The organism is Massilia sp. 9096 (assembly GCF_000745265.1).
Lineage (GTDB): Bacteria > Pseudomonadota > Gammaproteobacteria > Burkholderiales > Burkholderiaceae_D > Telluria.
The window spans coordinates 3,341,741-3,356,363 of record NZ_JQNN01000001.1 but is presented as its reverse complement, the minus strand read 5'-3'; the positions used below and the strand labels follow the sequence as shown (position 1 = coordinate 3,356,363).

General features: G+C 65.8%; 9 protein-coding genes. 5 read left to right on the top strand and 4 right to left on the bottom strand.

Features of this window, described 5'->3' with window-relative positions:
• Nucleotides 1-37: 37 nt before the first annotated feature.
• The gene (locus FA90_RS25060; protein WP_051971800.1) at nt 38-973 is read right to left on the bottom strand and encodes a phasin family protein; all 936 of its coding nucleotides are present in this window, start codon (nt 971-973) and stop codon (nt 38-40) included.
• A 197-nt stretch (nt 974-1,170) separates the two neighbouring features.
• Between FA90_RS25060 and FA90_RS14385 the strand changes: the two genes are divergently transcribed.
• The 3 genes from FA90_RS14385 (at nt 1,171) to FA90_RS14375 (ending at nt 3,690) form a co-directional block, all read left to right on the top strand.
• Nucleotides 1,171-2,454, top strand: coding sequence for an amidohydrolase family protein (locus tag FA90_RS14385; RefSeq protein ID WP_036169788.1), 1,284 nt, complete (start codon nt 1,171-1,173; stop codon nt 2,452-2,454).
• Nucleotides 2,455-2,600: 146 nt separating this feature from the next.
• Nucleotides 2,601-3,170, top strand: coding sequence for a GNAT family N-acetyltransferase (locus FA90_RS14380; RefSeq protein ID WP_036169787.1), 570 nt, complete (start codon nt 2,601-2,603; stop codon nt 3,168-3,170).
• Nucleotides 3,171-3,174: 4 nt separating this feature from the next.
• Nucleotides 3,175-3,690 (top strand): GNAT family N-acetyltransferase, encoded by a 516-nt coding sequence (locus FA90_RS14375; RefSeq protein WP_036169784.1) that lies wholly within the window; start codon nt 3,175-3,177, stop codon nt 3,688-3,690.
• Here the strand turns inward: FA90_RS14375 and FA90_RS14370 are convergent.
• The 3 genes from FA90_RS14370 to FA90_RS14360 are packed head-to-tail and all read right to left on the bottom strand — an operon-like array spanning nt 3,684 to nt 9,655.
• Nucleotides 3,684-4,778, bottom strand: a complete 1,095-nt coding sequence (locus FA90_RS14370; RefSeq protein ID WP_156116709.1) for an alpha/beta hydrolase — start codon at nt 4,776-4,778, stop codon at nt 3,684-3,686. The genes FA90_RS14375 and FA90_RS14370 overlap by 7 nt on opposite strands.
• A 21-nt stretch (nt 4,779-4,799) precedes the next feature.
• The gene (locus FA90_RS14365) at nt 4,800-7,763 is read right to left on the bottom strand and encodes an esterase (RefSeq protein ID WP_036175756.1); all 2,964 of its coding nucleotides are present in this window, start codon (nt 7,761-7,763) and stop codon (nt 4,800-4,802) included.
• Nucleotides 7,764-7,780: 17 nt separating this feature from the next.
• Nucleotides 7,781-9,655 carry a glycoside hydrolase family 13 protein gene (locus tag FA90_RS14360; RefSeq protein ID WP_036169781.1) on the bottom strand — a complete coding sequence of 625 codons (1,875 nt, stop codon included), beginning with the start codon at nt 9,653-9,655 and terminating at the stop codon, nt 7,781-7,783.
• Nucleotides 9,656-10,186: 531 nt separating this feature from the next.
• On the opposite strand from FA90_RS14360, the gene FA90_RS14355 reads away from it, so the two are divergent.
• Both FA90_RS14355 and FA90_RS14350 read left to right on the top strand, forming a co-directional pair.
• On the top strand, nt 10,187-13,018 hold the full coding sequence (locus FA90_RS14355; protein WP_036169778.1) for a TonB-dependent receptor: 2,832 nt from the start codon (nt 10,187-10,189) through the stop codon (nt 13,016-13,018).
• 76 nt (nt 13,019-13,094) lie between these two features.
• On the top strand, nt 13,095-14,621 hold the full coding sequence (locus tag FA90_RS14350) for a tryptophan halogenase family protein (protein WP_036169775.1): 1,527 nt from the start codon (nt 13,095-13,097) through the stop codon (nt 14,619-14,621).
• The last annotated feature ends 2 nt before the right edge of the window (nt 14,622-14,623 follow it).

Sequence of the window (14,623 nt, the reverse complement as noted above, 5' to 3'; positions counted from 1 at the left end):
CCAGTGCCCGAAGGCCGCAGTTCGCTTGGCCGTTCCCTTATCGCTTGCGTGCCGTGCGCGGCGGCCGGGTCGGCTGCGCCGGCGGCGCGGTGTGCTCGACCGGCGCGACGGCCGGCAGTTCGAAGGCGCCGGCGGCGGCTTCCAGCGGCACCGTCGAGACGATCGGGTGCTCGACGCCGGCCGGTTTCGGCGCGACTTCGTTCAGGGCCTGGGCCAGCGGCGTGGCTTCGAGCGGCGGCACGTCGTCGGCGATCGCGGTGTCGCTGGCGGCGTCGGCGAAGGCCAGCGCGGCGTCGGCCGGGCTGTCGGGCTCGACTGGGTTGTCGGGCTCGGCCGGGGCTTGAGCCGGCACATCTGCCGGCGTCTCTTCCGGGACGGCGGCGGCGGTTTCGAACGCAGCCGGCGCCTCGGCTTCGCTGGACGGCGCGACGTCGGCCTCGCCGTCCAGCGTGGACTCGAGCACGGCGCCGCCGATGTCGACGGCCGCCGCTTCGATCTCGCCGATCACGGTGGCGGCGTCAGCCGCGGCGATCGACGCCTGCTCGGCCGTCAGCGAAGGCGCGGCCGGCGCATCGGGAAGCGGCGCCGGAATCAGGCGCAGCGCCGGCGATGCGGACGACAGCGCCGGCAGGACCGGCGTCGGCACGAACGGCAGGGCAGGCGGCAGCGTGGTCCAGGTGCCGCGCATGCCGGTGGCGATGCCGAGCAGTTCGCGTCCGTAGGAGAACAGCTGCTGCCACTGGTCCTGGGCGCTCGAGCCGGCGGCGAGCAGGTCGCGCGGATCGCGCATGTCGAGCATTTGTTTGACGGCGCCGGCAGCCTGTTCCATCGATGCGCGCGAAACACGCATGTTAAGCGCAATCAGCTGCTCGGTATTGTCCAGCGCGCGGGTGCTCAGCTGGCGGAACATGTCGAGCTGGGCTTCCCATTGAGACTGGCGGACGGCGGAAAACTGGTCGGGAAATGAGGTCATCGGATTTCCTTGTCGTTCGGTTATGACGCACTGCAATAAGACTAGTGTAAAGGTGTTCCTGACCGATGGAAAGCGAATTCTATGTTGTTTTTACAAGGAAACTTTGCGCTGCAGCATAGATGTTTGATCCGTGTCATTGACAACTTCGACAATTCGTTAATCTAGTTACAATGTCCGTAATCAACCCAGGAGATGCCATGGACCTCGTCATTCGCAACGCCACGCTGGCTGACGGCCGCCGCCACGTCGACATCGCCATCGACGGCGCCACCATCGCGGCCGTCGGCCCGCAGCTGGCGGCACGCGGCGCGCGCGAGATCGACGCCGGCGGCGACCTGGTCAGCACGCCCTTGGTCGACGCCCACTTCCACATGGACGCCACGCTCAGCTACGGCCTGCCGCGCGTGAACCAGTCCGGCACGCTGCTCGAAGGCATCGCCTTGTGGGGCGAGCTGAAACCGCAGCTGGCGCAGGAAGCGCTGATCGAGCGGGCGTTGCAATACTGCGACTGGGCCGTGGCGCGCGGTCTGCTGGCGATCCGCACCCACGTCGACGTGTGCGACCAGCGCCTGCTGGCGGTCGAGGCGCTGCTCGAGGTCAAGCGCCGGGTCGCGCCCTATCTCGACCTGCAGCTGGTCGCGTTTCCGCAGGACGGCCTGCTCAGGAGCGCCGGCGCTTTCGACAACCTCAAGCGCGCGATCGCGATGGGCGTCGACGTGGTCGGCGGCATCCCGCACTTCGAACGCACCATGGCGCAAGGCGCCGAGTCGGTGCGCCTGCTGTGCGAATACGCGGCGGAGCAGGGCCTGATGGTCGACATGCATTGCGACGAAAGCGACGACCCGCTGTCGCGCCACATCGAGACGCTGGCGGCCGAGACGCTGCGTCTCGGGCTGCAGGGACGCGTCACCGGCTCGCACCTGACCTCGATGCACTCGATGGACAATTATTACGTGAGCAAGCTGCTGCCCCTGATCGCCGAGTCGGGCGTGGCGGCGATCGCCAACCCCTTGATCAACATCACGCTGCAGGGCCGCCACGACACCTACCCCAAGCGGCGCGGCATGACGCGCGTGCCGGAACTGCTGGCGGCGGGGGTGCCGGTCGCCTTCGGCCACGATTGCGTGATGGACCCGTGGTACGGCATGGGTTCGGGCGACATGCTGGAAGTGGCGCACATGGGCCTGCACGTCGCGCAGATGACCAGCCAGGCCGGCATGCGCCAATGCTTCGAGGCCGTCACCAGCACGCCGGCGCGCATCCTTGGCCTGCAAGGCTACGGCATCGAACCGGGCTGCAACGCCGACCTGGTGCTGTTTGATGCCGGCGACCCGGTCGAGGCGATCCGCCTGCGCGCCGCGCGCCGCCTGGTGCTGCGGCGCGGGCAGATCGTCAGCGAAGCCCCGCCAGCGCGCGCGACGCTGCATCTGCCGGGACGGCCGGGCACGGTCGACTTCAGGCTGGGACGGTCGCTGGACTAGCGTTCAAACATGCCGATTGGCACGGCTTCTTTCCTGTCTTTATTGACAAGAAATTTTCCGTTACCAACGCCACACAACGCGAGCCGTGCGGCCGACGTGCGGTGTTAAAATCTTGCGCTTTCGTTACGTCTCGGGGCAGGCTTGCCGTGAAAGATCTTCTGATTCGTTCCGCTACCGAAGCCGATTTCAACGCCATGTGGGACATCTTCCACACCCACGTCGCCGAGGGCGAGACCTACGCCTTCGAGCCCGGCATCAGCCGCGAAGAAGGTTACGATTACTGGTTCGCGCCGCGGGCCAGTACTTTCGTCGCGGTGCAGACACTGGCGCCGCATGACCGGCGCGGCCGCGAACGGGTGCTCGGGATGTGCAAGCTGCAGCCGAACCAGGTCGGGCGCGGCGCCCACGTCGCCAACGCCTCCTACATGGTCAGCCCGTATGCCCAGGGGGTAGGCATCGGGCACATGCTCGGCGAGCACAGCATCGGCGAAGCGCGCCGCCTCGGTTACCTGGCGATGCAGTTCAATTATGTGGTCAGCACCAACGAGGTCGCGATCCACCTGTGGAAGCGGCTTGGTTTTGCGATCGTCGGCACCTTGCCCAAGGCCTACCGCCACCGGCGCCTGGGCTACGTCGACGCCTATGTGATGTACCGGCTGCTGGACGATCCGGCGCGCTGGCCCCTGCCGGAACCGGCCCCGGAAGAAGACGACTGACGCCTTGGACATCCTCGCCACCGAACGCCTGCGCCTGCGCACCGTCACGCTTGACGACGCCACCTTCTATCACACACTGGTGAACGACCCGGCGTTCATCGAGCACATCGGCGATCGCGGCATTCGCACGCTCGAGCAGGCGCGCGAGTCGGTGCGCGACGGTCCGATCGCGATGCAGGTGCAGCGCGGCCATTCACTCTACGTGGTCGAGCTGAAAGACGAGGGCAGGCCGATCGGCATGTGCGGCCTGATCAAGCGCTCGACGCTCGACGGCGTCGACATCGGCTACGCCTTCCTGCCGGCCGGACGCCAGCAGGGCTATGCGCTGGAAGCGGCGCGGGGCGTGCTGGCCTATGCGCCGGCGCTGGGCCTGCGGCGCGTGCTGGCGATCACCTCGCCCAACAACATCGCCTCGAACCGGCTGCTGCTCAAGCTGGGCATGCGGTTCGAGCATTTCACGCACCTCACGCCGGAAGATGCGGGCAGCAATTTGTACAGCATCGAGGTCGGCGCCTACTGAACCGTGCTCCCCCACGGGAAGAACCAGGTCAAGGGCTTGTCCACCCGGGCCGCCCACGAGGCTTCGTTGTGGCGTCCGCCCTCGGCTTTATGGAACACCAGGTCGACGCCGTTGCGCCAGCCCTTGGCCAGCATGGCGTCGCGCATCTTGACGGTGTCGTCCAGGCCGTCGTCCTCGGTGCCGGCGTCCAGGTAGAACCTGACCGGCAAGTGCGCAGGCACACCGCTGACCAGGGCGCCGCCGTTCCACCAGAACGAACCCGACATGGCGCCGGCCTTGGAGAACAGGTTCGGGTAGCGCTCGGCGATCACGACCGAGGCGATGCCGCCCAGCGACGAGCCCATGATCGCCGTGTGGTCCTTGTCGCTCAGGGTGCGGTAGTTGCGGTCGACGTAGGGCTTGACGGTGTCGGTCACGAAGCGCGCGTAGGCGTCCAGCTTGCCGCCGCCGTATTTGGGATCGCAGCAGGGCGTGTACTCGGGGATGCGGTCCGGCGTGTTGTCGATGCCGACCACGATCACCTCGTCCATCACGCCGGTCGCCACTAGCCGGTTGACGGCCTTGGCCACGCCCCATTCGACGCCGTAGGATGCGGTGCGGGCATCGAACAGGTTCTGGCCGTCGTGCATGTACAGCACCGGGTAGCGCTTGGCCGGGTTCTCGGCGTAGCTGGGCGGCAGGTAGATGCGCAGCGCGCGCTTGTTGTGCAGCTGGGGCGAATCGACGTCCTTGACCACGCTGACCTTGCCGAACGGTGCGCCGAAGAAGGGGTAGATGTCGAGCGTGGCGCCGGCGGCGATCTTGTACACGCCCCCGATCGAGACCTTGTCCGCGCCCAGCGTCGGCTTCATCGCAACCGGGCCGAGCGCGTCGGGCCAGGTGTAGGTATAGAGGTCGGGCGCGCCGGCGACCGGCGCGGCGGGGGCGCCGCTGTCCCAGTTCATCGGACCCTTGTCGGCGCGGACCTGGATGCCTTCCTGGCCGGCGGGGTAGTGCACGCGCACCGTGGTCGCCTGGGCCGGCGCATACGCCAGCGCCAGCGCCAGCGTGGCGCCCATCAGCGCCGCGCCTTTCTCGAACAGCTTCATTGCTTCTCCTGCCTGTTGGGCTCAGCGCACGCGCAGCAGGCGTACGCCGTAGATGTCGAATCGGTTGGATGGTCCGTCGACGCCGCCGGCCGCACTGAAGGTGCTGTTGCTCTGCAGGTAGCTCATGTTGTAGAAGTCGCTCAGCTGCAGGCGGTAGCGCAGGTTCGGCGCCAGGCGCGCCGCCAGCGGGGTCGAATACACGGTCGGCGTATTCGCGTTGTCGATGCGCGCGTGCGGCAGCTGAATGACGCCCTGGGCGACGATGGCGCCGGATTCATCCGTTACAGCCAGCCATTTTACGCCACCGCTGATGCCCAGGTTCACCTGGTTGGCGCCGTTGTGGTAGCGCACCTGGACCGCGTAGTCGCCCGCCTGCGGCACGCGCAGGTCCGACACCGTGAATTGGTCCTGCGGCTTGCCCCAGTCGGCCAGGTGCGGCTCGGCAAAGCGCGCATTCGGCCCGGCCACCGGCACGCTGGCCTGCACGCGCTTGTCCATCACCGACAGGCCGACGCCCTCGTCGGCGCAGCGCGGCACGCTGTGGTGGCTGCGGTTGCCCGAGTCCAGGTACTGCGCCTCGACCGCGTAGCAGCTGGTGGCCGCACCGCTGCGGTCGGTCCAGGCGCCGGGCGCGACGTTGGCCGCGGCCAGCTGGCCGTCGCGGTAGACGTTGTAGCCGATGCGCCCCGGCGCCATGCCGTTCTGGTCGGAGGCGACGAAGCTCACGACGTTGCCCGCGCCGGCGCGCGCGAGGGCGGTGATACGCGGCTCGCGCGGCCCGAACACGGCCGGGGTTTGCTGGTAGGGATCGGCGCCGACGCGGTGGATGGCCTGGTCGCCGGCCTGCAGCGCGCCCAGCACGATCTCGATGCGGCTGCCGGACTTGAGCTGGTCCCAGCGCAGCGCGTCGCCGGCCGGCTTGCCGTCGACGCTGATGCGTTCGACCGCGTAATAACCGTTCTCGTCGCCGCGCGCGCGCGCGGGCAGGCGCATGGCGACGTCCAGCTGGCGGCCTTGCAGGCGCAGGCCGCGCAGCTCGATGCGCTCGCTATCGGTGAGCAGGCCGTTCCTCAGCTTGGCGGTGACGAAGGGATGCAGGGCGATGCCCTGGCCCGTGGTCGACACGCCGAACAGGTCGCGGATCACCATGCCGAGGTAGGCGCCCACCGACCACAGCTGGCGGCGCGAGCTGATCACCGGTCCGATCAGGTTAGGGTGGGCCTGGTCGAGCAGCAGCGGCTGGCCGGACAGCCACTCCAGGTTTTCCATGTTCGACAGGTTCAGCGCGGCGCCGCGCACCAGCGTGTCGTAGGCGGCATCGGCGACGCTGACGTTGCCCGCCTGCGCGGCCGCGCGCAAGCCGTAGGCCGTGACGAACGGCCACATCGCGCGGTTGTGGTAGACCGGCAGGTCCGGCTGCTGCGGCCAGATCACCGGTGCGCCCATCGGGCCGTGCGGATAGCTGGCCAGGATGCGCCTGGCGCGCTCGCCATCGGCGACGCCGGTGACGATCGCCAGCGACTGGCCGAGCCAGTCGAACTTGTGCATCGGCGCGCCGTCGAAGTGCGGGGCGGTCAAGCTGCTGTACATGCCGGCGTCCTGCAGCCACAGGCGCGCGTTGATCGATTGCTTGAGCTCGCGCGCCCAGCCGGCGTAGCGCTCGGCGCGCTCGCGATTCGTTTCATCGCCCTGTTCGCGCGCCAGTTGCGCCGCCAGGCTCAAGGCCTTGTAGTGGCCGACGTTGGTCGACAGCGCCTTCGAACTGGCCAGGGAAGACAGGTCGTCCGGGATCCACCTGGCGTAGCTCTGGTCGCGCCAGTCGAGGAAGGATTCCTCGCCGGTGTACAGGCCGGTGGCCTTGTCGAAGGCCGCCAGGCGGTCGTTCTCGATGGTGTTCGACAGGGCCTTGAGCGCGGCCGCGGCGAAGGCTGGACGCTGGTCCGGGGGCAGGGCTTGCAGCACGTCCTCGGCGGCGAAGGCCCAGGTGATGCGGTCGGTGCTGACCGGCCAGCTGCCGCCGCTGCCGGTGTCCTGCACGATCTGGAAGCCATCCGCGGTGCCCGCGACCTGCGGCGCCTTGACGACGCCTGGACGGAAGCCGGACAGCTTGAACATCAGCGAATTGCGCACGCGCTGGGGGTCGAGCATGGCCAGGCCCAGGTCGGCGGCGTATGACAGGTCGCGCGTCCAGACGTAATGCCATTTTTCGCCGGTCTCGAAGCAGTCGCACGGGATCGGCGCGTTGCCGTTGTAGTTCCCGTCGCGGATTTCCTTGACAGAGTCCTGCTTCATCTCGCGGCCGGCCAGCGCGAACAGCGCATCGAAGGCCAGGTTCCCGCTGCGCAGGGTCGGCAGGCCGGCTTCCTCGGTGTAGCTGACGAATTGCGGACCCGGGTCGCGCAGCTGCATCGTGGTCGACTGCACGTAGGTGCGCAGGTTCGCCTGCGGATTCTTGCTGGAGAAGCGCGCGCTTTCCTGCTTGCCGTCCCAGGTCGCAAAGCGCAAGCTGGCGTTGGCCGCGGCGCCGGCGTGCGGATCGCCTGCCGCGGCGGCGGGCGGCGTGGCCACACGCGTCACGCTCAGCAGCGGCTTGGCCGGGTTGGCCGCGTCGACGCGGAAGCGGTAGGTCTCGGTCTGTTTGGCGAACAGGTAGTCCTCGGGACCCGGGTGGGTGTCGAGCGGGTAGACCGTGCCCGGCGCCACCGTGACGCTGGACGAGGGGTTGGCGACCCATTCGGCCGTCCAGTCCTTGCTGCCGATCTTGAATGCGTGGTTGCCGGGACTGACCAGGATGTCGGTCTCGTACACGCCTTCGCCCTTGTAGACCATGACGTTGTCGGTGCCCCAGCCGTTGAAGGCGCCGCGCACGTAGATGTCGTAGCGCAGCGGCGCGGCGGCCAGCGCGGCCGGCGTGCCGGTCGCTGCGAGGACGCCGGCCGACTGGACGAGCAGGGAACAGGCAAGGGCGATGCTGGACGGCTTCATGGTCATATGAAATGAGTTCAGAGGTCGAGGATGAGCGCCGACTTGGCCGGCAGGCGGATTTCCTTGCGCAGGTCGAAAGTCTTCCCGGTCAGGACGTCGGTGCCGGAGGCCACGCCGGACAGCATCTCGCGGAAGCGCGCCGCATCCAGCACGGTTTCCTTGTCGTTGGCGTTGAGGGCGACCATCACCTTCTTCGCGCCATCATAACGGAAGTAGACATAGGTATTGTGCTCCGGGCCGTAGTGCATCAGCTTGCCCTGCTGGACCACGGTGCTGGTCTTGCGCCAGTTGACCAGGCGGCGCACGAATTCCTGGGCGTCGCGCTGGCGTGCATTCAAGCCGGCGCCGGTGAAGGCGTTGACGCGGTCGCCGGCCCAGCCGCCCGGGAAGTCTTCGCGGTAGCTGTTGTCGTTGCGGACCTTGACGTCGCTCGGCATCAGGAGTTCGTCGCCCGAATAGAACTGCGGGATGCGCGGCATCGTCATCACGAACACCAGGTCCATCTTGTAGCGGTCGACATCGTCGTTCACCACGCTGAACAGGCGCGGCATGTCGTGGTTACTCTCGAACAGGACCAGGTTGGATGGGTTCGGGTACATGTAGTCCAGCGAGACGGTCTGGTAGACGTCGTCGAAGATGTTCTCGCCTTTCTTGTCGGCCAGGGCTTCGCGCATGGCCAGCGTCAGCGGGAAGTCCATCATGCTCGGCATCGAGCTGACGTAGCCGTCGAAGTTGGTTTTCCCGCGCAGCCAGTGCGAGACCACGGCCGGCTGCTTGTTCCACTCTTCGCCGACCATGTTGATGTGCGGGTACTCGGTGGTGATGCGCTTGGTGTACTCGGTCAGGAAAGCGTTGTTGGAGTAGCCGAAGGTGTCGATGCGCAGGCCGGTCAAGCCGGCGTACTCGATCCACCAGATGTGGTTCTGGATCAGGTAGTTGGCGACGAACGGGTTGGCCTGGTTCAGGTCGGGCATGCCCGGGCTGAACCAGCCTTGCGTGAAGTTGTCGATGTCTTCCTTCGAGGCGTACGGATCCTGGGCGGCATTGTGATGGTGGGCCGTGGCCACGAACTTGCCGCCGTAGTTGATCCAGTCCGGCATCGGCATGTCCTTCATCCACCAGTGGTTCAGGCCGATGTGGTTCGGCACCACGTCCTGGATCAGGCCGATGCCGCGCTTGCGCGCCTCGGTCGACAGGCGCACGTAGTCTTCGTTGGTGCCGTAGCGCGGATCGGTCTTGTAATAGTCGGTGGCGGCGTAGCCGTGGTAGGAAGCGGCCGGCATGTCGTTTTCGACCAGCGGCGTCGGCCACAGCTGGGTGAAGCCCATCTTCTGGATGTAATCGAGGTGGTCGATCATGCCCTGGATGTCGCCGCCGTGGCGGCCGTGGCCGAGCTTGCGGTTCAGTTTGTCGGGCAGGCCGGCCACGCTGTCGTTGGACGGGTCGCCGTTGGCGAAGCGGTCCGGCATCACCTGGTAGATCACGTCGCGGCTGTTGAAGCCCTCGCGCTCGCTCGAGCCGGGCGCCCGCGCCAGCAGGCGATAGTCGTAGCTGGCGCCCTCGCTGCCGTCCGCGGCGCGGAACGCGATCTTGAAGTCGCCCGGCTTCGCGTCCTCGGCAACGATCAGGTCGATGAACAGGTAGTTCTTGTTGGCGACGCGGCTGACCGAGGCGACGCGCACGCCCGGGTAGTCGAGCGCCGGCTGCAGTTCGCCGATGCCGGCGCCGTGCACCATCAGCTGCAGGCGGTGGTCGTGCATGCCGGTCCACCAGAACGGCGGATCCATGTGGTCGATGCGCGCTGCTTGCGTCGCAGGGGCGTGTTGGGCGAAGGCGGGAACGCCGGCCAGGCAGGCGGCGCCGACGAGGATGCTGACGAGGGTCTTGTTCATGCTGTCTCCGGGTTGGGCATGCTGGAAGTAGTGCAACTACATCGCCTTGGGCTAGAGTTTCATCTACAAAACATGCAAATTTTCTACTATTTCGCGGAGAATACTACAGTGAACGAGGTGCGGCAATCTGTACACGGTTTTTATCTTCTAGTTTTGCTACAGCTTTTGTATAGGTAAAACTTGAGTTTGTTTCAGAGCTGATGAAAGTTTCGGTAAATCTACTACAGGAATTCGCACCAAAATAGTGCTGAGACAACCCTTCTTGGGGAGTGGAAAGCGCTTTGTAGTACGACTACATTGATGATGGGGGTTGTCTGTAGCTCGAATACAACGTTCCATAGTCTCCCCGTGTAAAACATGCTCAAAAACCTGCGAATCAAGTAGTCCAGAAGAACTCCCGTTGACAGTGCATCTAGTTTTAATACAGAATCCTTGCCAGAACGTCTAAGAAGAACGTTTGCTATCTGGCTCCCGCGTAATGCTCACCATCTTGGTGTGTCGGGGAAAACACTGAACGATTTGAGGGGACACATGAACCTTTTCGCAAGCAAGCGCTCGGCGCGCACGACGCCGGGCAGCTCTGCATTCCAACTCAGCCCGGTTGCAGCGGGCTGCGCCATTTTCATGGCACTGGCTGGCCATGCCGCCTATGCACAAGAAGAACAAACCACCAGCCAGGCGACCGCCCAAGCCGGCGGTGACGCTGCGCCGACCAACGGCAACGTCGGCGTCCAGACCGTCAAGGTGACCGGTATCCGCCGCGGTATCGAAGCCGCGATCTCGGTCAAGAAGAACAATGACTCCATCGTCGAGGCGATCTCCGCCGAAGACATCGGCAAGCTGCCGGACCAGTCGATCGCCGAGTCGATCGCGCGTCTGCCGGGCGTGACCGCACAGAACGTGCGCGGCCAGGCATCGGTCATCTCGATCCGCGGCATGTCGCCGGACTTCTCGACCGGCCTGCTGAACGGCCGCGAGCAAGTCTCGACCGGCGACAGCCGCAGCGTCGAATTCGACAACTACCCGAGCGAACTGCTGTCGGGCGTGGTCGTGTACAAGACGCCGGACGGCGCGCTGGTCGGCCAGGGCCTGTCGGGCACCGTCGACATGCAGACCGTGCGTCCGCTCGATTTCAAAGAGCGCACGATGGCGGTCAACTACCGCCGCCAGAAGACCGGCCTGGGCATGGACAACAAGGGCAGCGGCAACCGCTTCACCTTCTCCTACATCGACCAGTTCGCCGACCGCAAGATCGGCGTCGCCTTCGGCTTCGCGCGCCTGCAGGACAAGAGCGGCGACAGCACCCGTCTCGGCTCGTGGGGCATGAACGACCCGGTGTCGAATCCGTGGAGCTACAACGGCCAATCGGTGCGCATTCAGAACGACGGCATCGAGAACTGGACCGACACCTACAAGGAAAACCGCAACGGCTTGATGGGCGTGATCCAGTTCAAGCCGAACCGCGACTTCAGCAGCACCATCGACCTGCTCTACACCCGCTACAACCGCGACACCAGCAGCCGCGGCCTGCAGCTGAACATGTTCGACGCGGCGCCGACCGTGGACGCCAAGACCGGTGTCTACTCGACCCCGACCGGCCTGCCGTACGACCAGCGGGGCGTGCTGACCAACGCCACCGTGACCAACGGTGTCGTCACCGCCGGCACCATCAGCAACGTGCGCGGCACCGTGCGCAACGATGCCGTAGCCTGGAGCGACGTCACCAAGTCGATCGGCTGGAACAACAAACTGCGCGTGAACCAGGACTGGACCGCAGCAGTCGACCTGTCGTTCAACTCGGCCCAGCGCGACGGCACCAACATCGAGACCTACGGCGGCTCGTCGCAGTACGACACCGTGAACTTCAACGGCACCTCGGTCACCCCGACCCTGAACTACGCCGACACCAACAACATCCGCCTGCGCGACGTTTCGGCATGGGGCGGTACGCAGGTCCAGGCCGGCTACGTCAAGTTCCCGCACGTGTACGACCAGATCGACGCGATCCGCTTCGACGCCATCCGCGACCTGCCGGACGGCTGGCTGTTCAGCAAGGTCGACTTCGGCGCCAACTTCTCGAACCGTTCGAAGACCCGTTCGTACACCGAAGACCTGATGTCGATCGCCGGCCAGAGCAACCCGCTGGCCAGCGCCGCCTACCCGAACAGCGGCGTCGCCCAGGCGGGCGCCAGCGGCATCAACATCGTCACTTTTGATCCGGTCCAGAACATCGGCGTCTACAACCTGGATCCGAAGCTGCACCCGGAGATCACCAACAAGGACTGGACCGTCCGCGAGAAGGTCGAGACCGTGTTCGCCAAGCTGAACATCGATACGCAACTCGGCTGGATGCCGGTGCGCGGCGCGCTGGGCGTGCAGGGCATCCACACCAACCAGTCGTCGACCGCGTTCTCGGTCGACACCGCGAGCGGCAGCAGCGACGCGACCCGTCCGACCGCACCGGTCGATCGTGGCACCAGCTACAACGACTTCCTGCCGAGCCTGAACCTGATCGGCGACCTGGGCAACCAGCAGACCCTGCGCTTCTCGGTCGAGAAGATCATGGCCCGTCCGACCCTGGAACAGATGCGCGCCAGCGGCTCGTTCGGCTATGACCAGACCCGCGGTATCTACACCGGCAGCGGCGGCAACCCGAACCTGAAGCCGTTCCGCGCCAAGGGCATCGACCTGTCGTACGAGAAGTACTGGGACAGCAAGGCTTACGTCAGCGCGGCCGTGTTCTACCGCAAGCTCGACACCTACGTCGTGACCGCCGAACAGCAGTTCGACTTCACGCAGTACATCCAGCCGAGCACCTTCCAGGCGCCGAGCGTGATCGGTTCGTACAGCGCCCCGATCAACGGTTCGGGCGGCCAGATGAAGGGCATCGAACTGGCGGCGTCGCTGCCGCTGAACGTGCTGACCCGTTACCTGGACGGCTTCGGCGTGGTCGCCAACGCGTCGCAGACCGGCAGCTCGGTCTCGATTCCGGACATCACCAACGGCGGCGCCGGCAACATGATGCTGCCGGGCCTGTCGAAACGCGTGGCCAGCCTGACCCTGTACTACGAAAAAGCCGGCTTCTCGGCGCGTGTGGCTGACCGCTTCCGTTCCGACTTCATCGGTTCGGTCGAGCAGAACACCGGCGAACAGCAGCTGACCTACATCCAGGGCGGCCAGACCATCGACCTGCAGCTGGGTTACGAAGTGCAGACCGGTCCGCTGAAAGGCGTGTCCTTCCTGGTCGAGATGAACAACGTCAACAACCAGGAGTACAAGGAATATCGCAAGACGAAAGACAACGTCATCACCGATACCAAGTACGGCCGCACCCTGCTGTACGGTCTGAACTACAAGTTCTGATCCCGCGTTGGCATAAGCCGACAACGAGCCCTGCAGGCCTTCCCGGCCGCAGGGCTTTTTCGTATCCTGGCACACCATGAACAAGCAAACCCCCATCAAGAGCGTCGTGATCGTCGGCGGCGGCACCGCCGGCTGGATGGCCGCCGCGGCGCTGGCGCGCATCCTGCAGAACAAAATCGCGATCCGGCTGGTGGAGTCGGACGACATCGGCAGCGTCGGCGTCGGCGAATCGACGATCCCGATGATGCGCGTCTTTAACGACGCCCTCGGCATCAATGAAGACGAATTCGTGCGCGAGACCCGCGCCACCTTCAAGCTCGGCATCGAGTTCCTCGACTGGGGCCGGGAAGGCGAGCGCTATCTCCACAGCTTCGGGCGCTTCGGCCAGGACCAGGGCACGGTCGAGTTCTTCCAGTACTGGCTGCGCGCGTACCAGGCCGGCCTGGCGCCCGCGCTGGACCGCTATTCGATCAACCGTATGGCGGCCATGGCGAACAAGTTCATGCGGCCGGCGCCGCCGGAGCGCGGCAATTCGCCGCTGGCCGACATCGTCTACGCCTTCCACCTCGATGCCGGCCTGTATGCGCGCTACCTGCGCACATACGCCGAGGCGCGCGGCGTGGTCCGCACCGAAGGCAAGGTGGTGCAGGTGCGCCAGCGCAGCATGGATGGCTTCGTCGAAGCGCTGGTGATGGAAAACGGCGACGAGATCAAAGGCGACTTGTTCCTCGATTGCTCGGGTTTTCGCGGCTTGCTGATCGAAGAGACCCTGAAGACCGGTTTCGAGGACTGGAGCCACTGGCTGCCGTGCGACCGCGCCTGGGCGGTGCCGTGCGAACTGGCCGCGGGTTTGAAGGATGAGCTGCTGCCGTACACGCGCGCGCAGGCGCGCCCGGCCGGCTGGCAATGGCGCATCGGCCTGCAGCACCGGACCGGCAATGGCCATGTGTTCAGCAGCCGCCACATGAGCGAGGACGAGGCAGCCTCGATCCTGTTGAACAGTCTGGACGGCAAGCCGCTGGCGGACCCGAAACTGCTGCGCTTCACGGCCGGCAAGCGCAGCAAGACATGGAACAAGAACGTGGTCGCGGTCGGGCTGTCGTCCGGCTTCATCGAGCCGCTCGAGTCGACCTCGATCTACCTGATCCAGGCGACCGTGTCGAGCCTGGTAAAGTTCTTTCCGGACGCAGGTTTCGACCAGGCCGACATCGACGAATTCAACCGCCAGGCCGACTTCGAGGTCGAGCGCATCCGCGACTTCATCATCCTGCACTACCACGCGACCACGCGCGCCGACACGCCGTTCTGGGACCATGTACGTACGATGGCGGTCCCGGACAACGTGCGCCGCAAGCTGGACCTGTACAAGGCGCATGGCCGCTCGGTGCGTGAAAACAACGAGCTGTTCTCGGAGACCGCGTGGCAGCAGGTCATGCACGGGCAGGGCATCCAGGCGCGCGGCCACGATCCGCTGGCGGACCTGCTGGACGAGCGCCAGCTGCTCGGCTTTCTCGGCGATATCGAGAACGTGGTGCGCAAATGCGTGGATTACATGCCGGGCCACAAGGAATTCATTCATGCCATCTGGCAGGCCAAGCGCTAGGG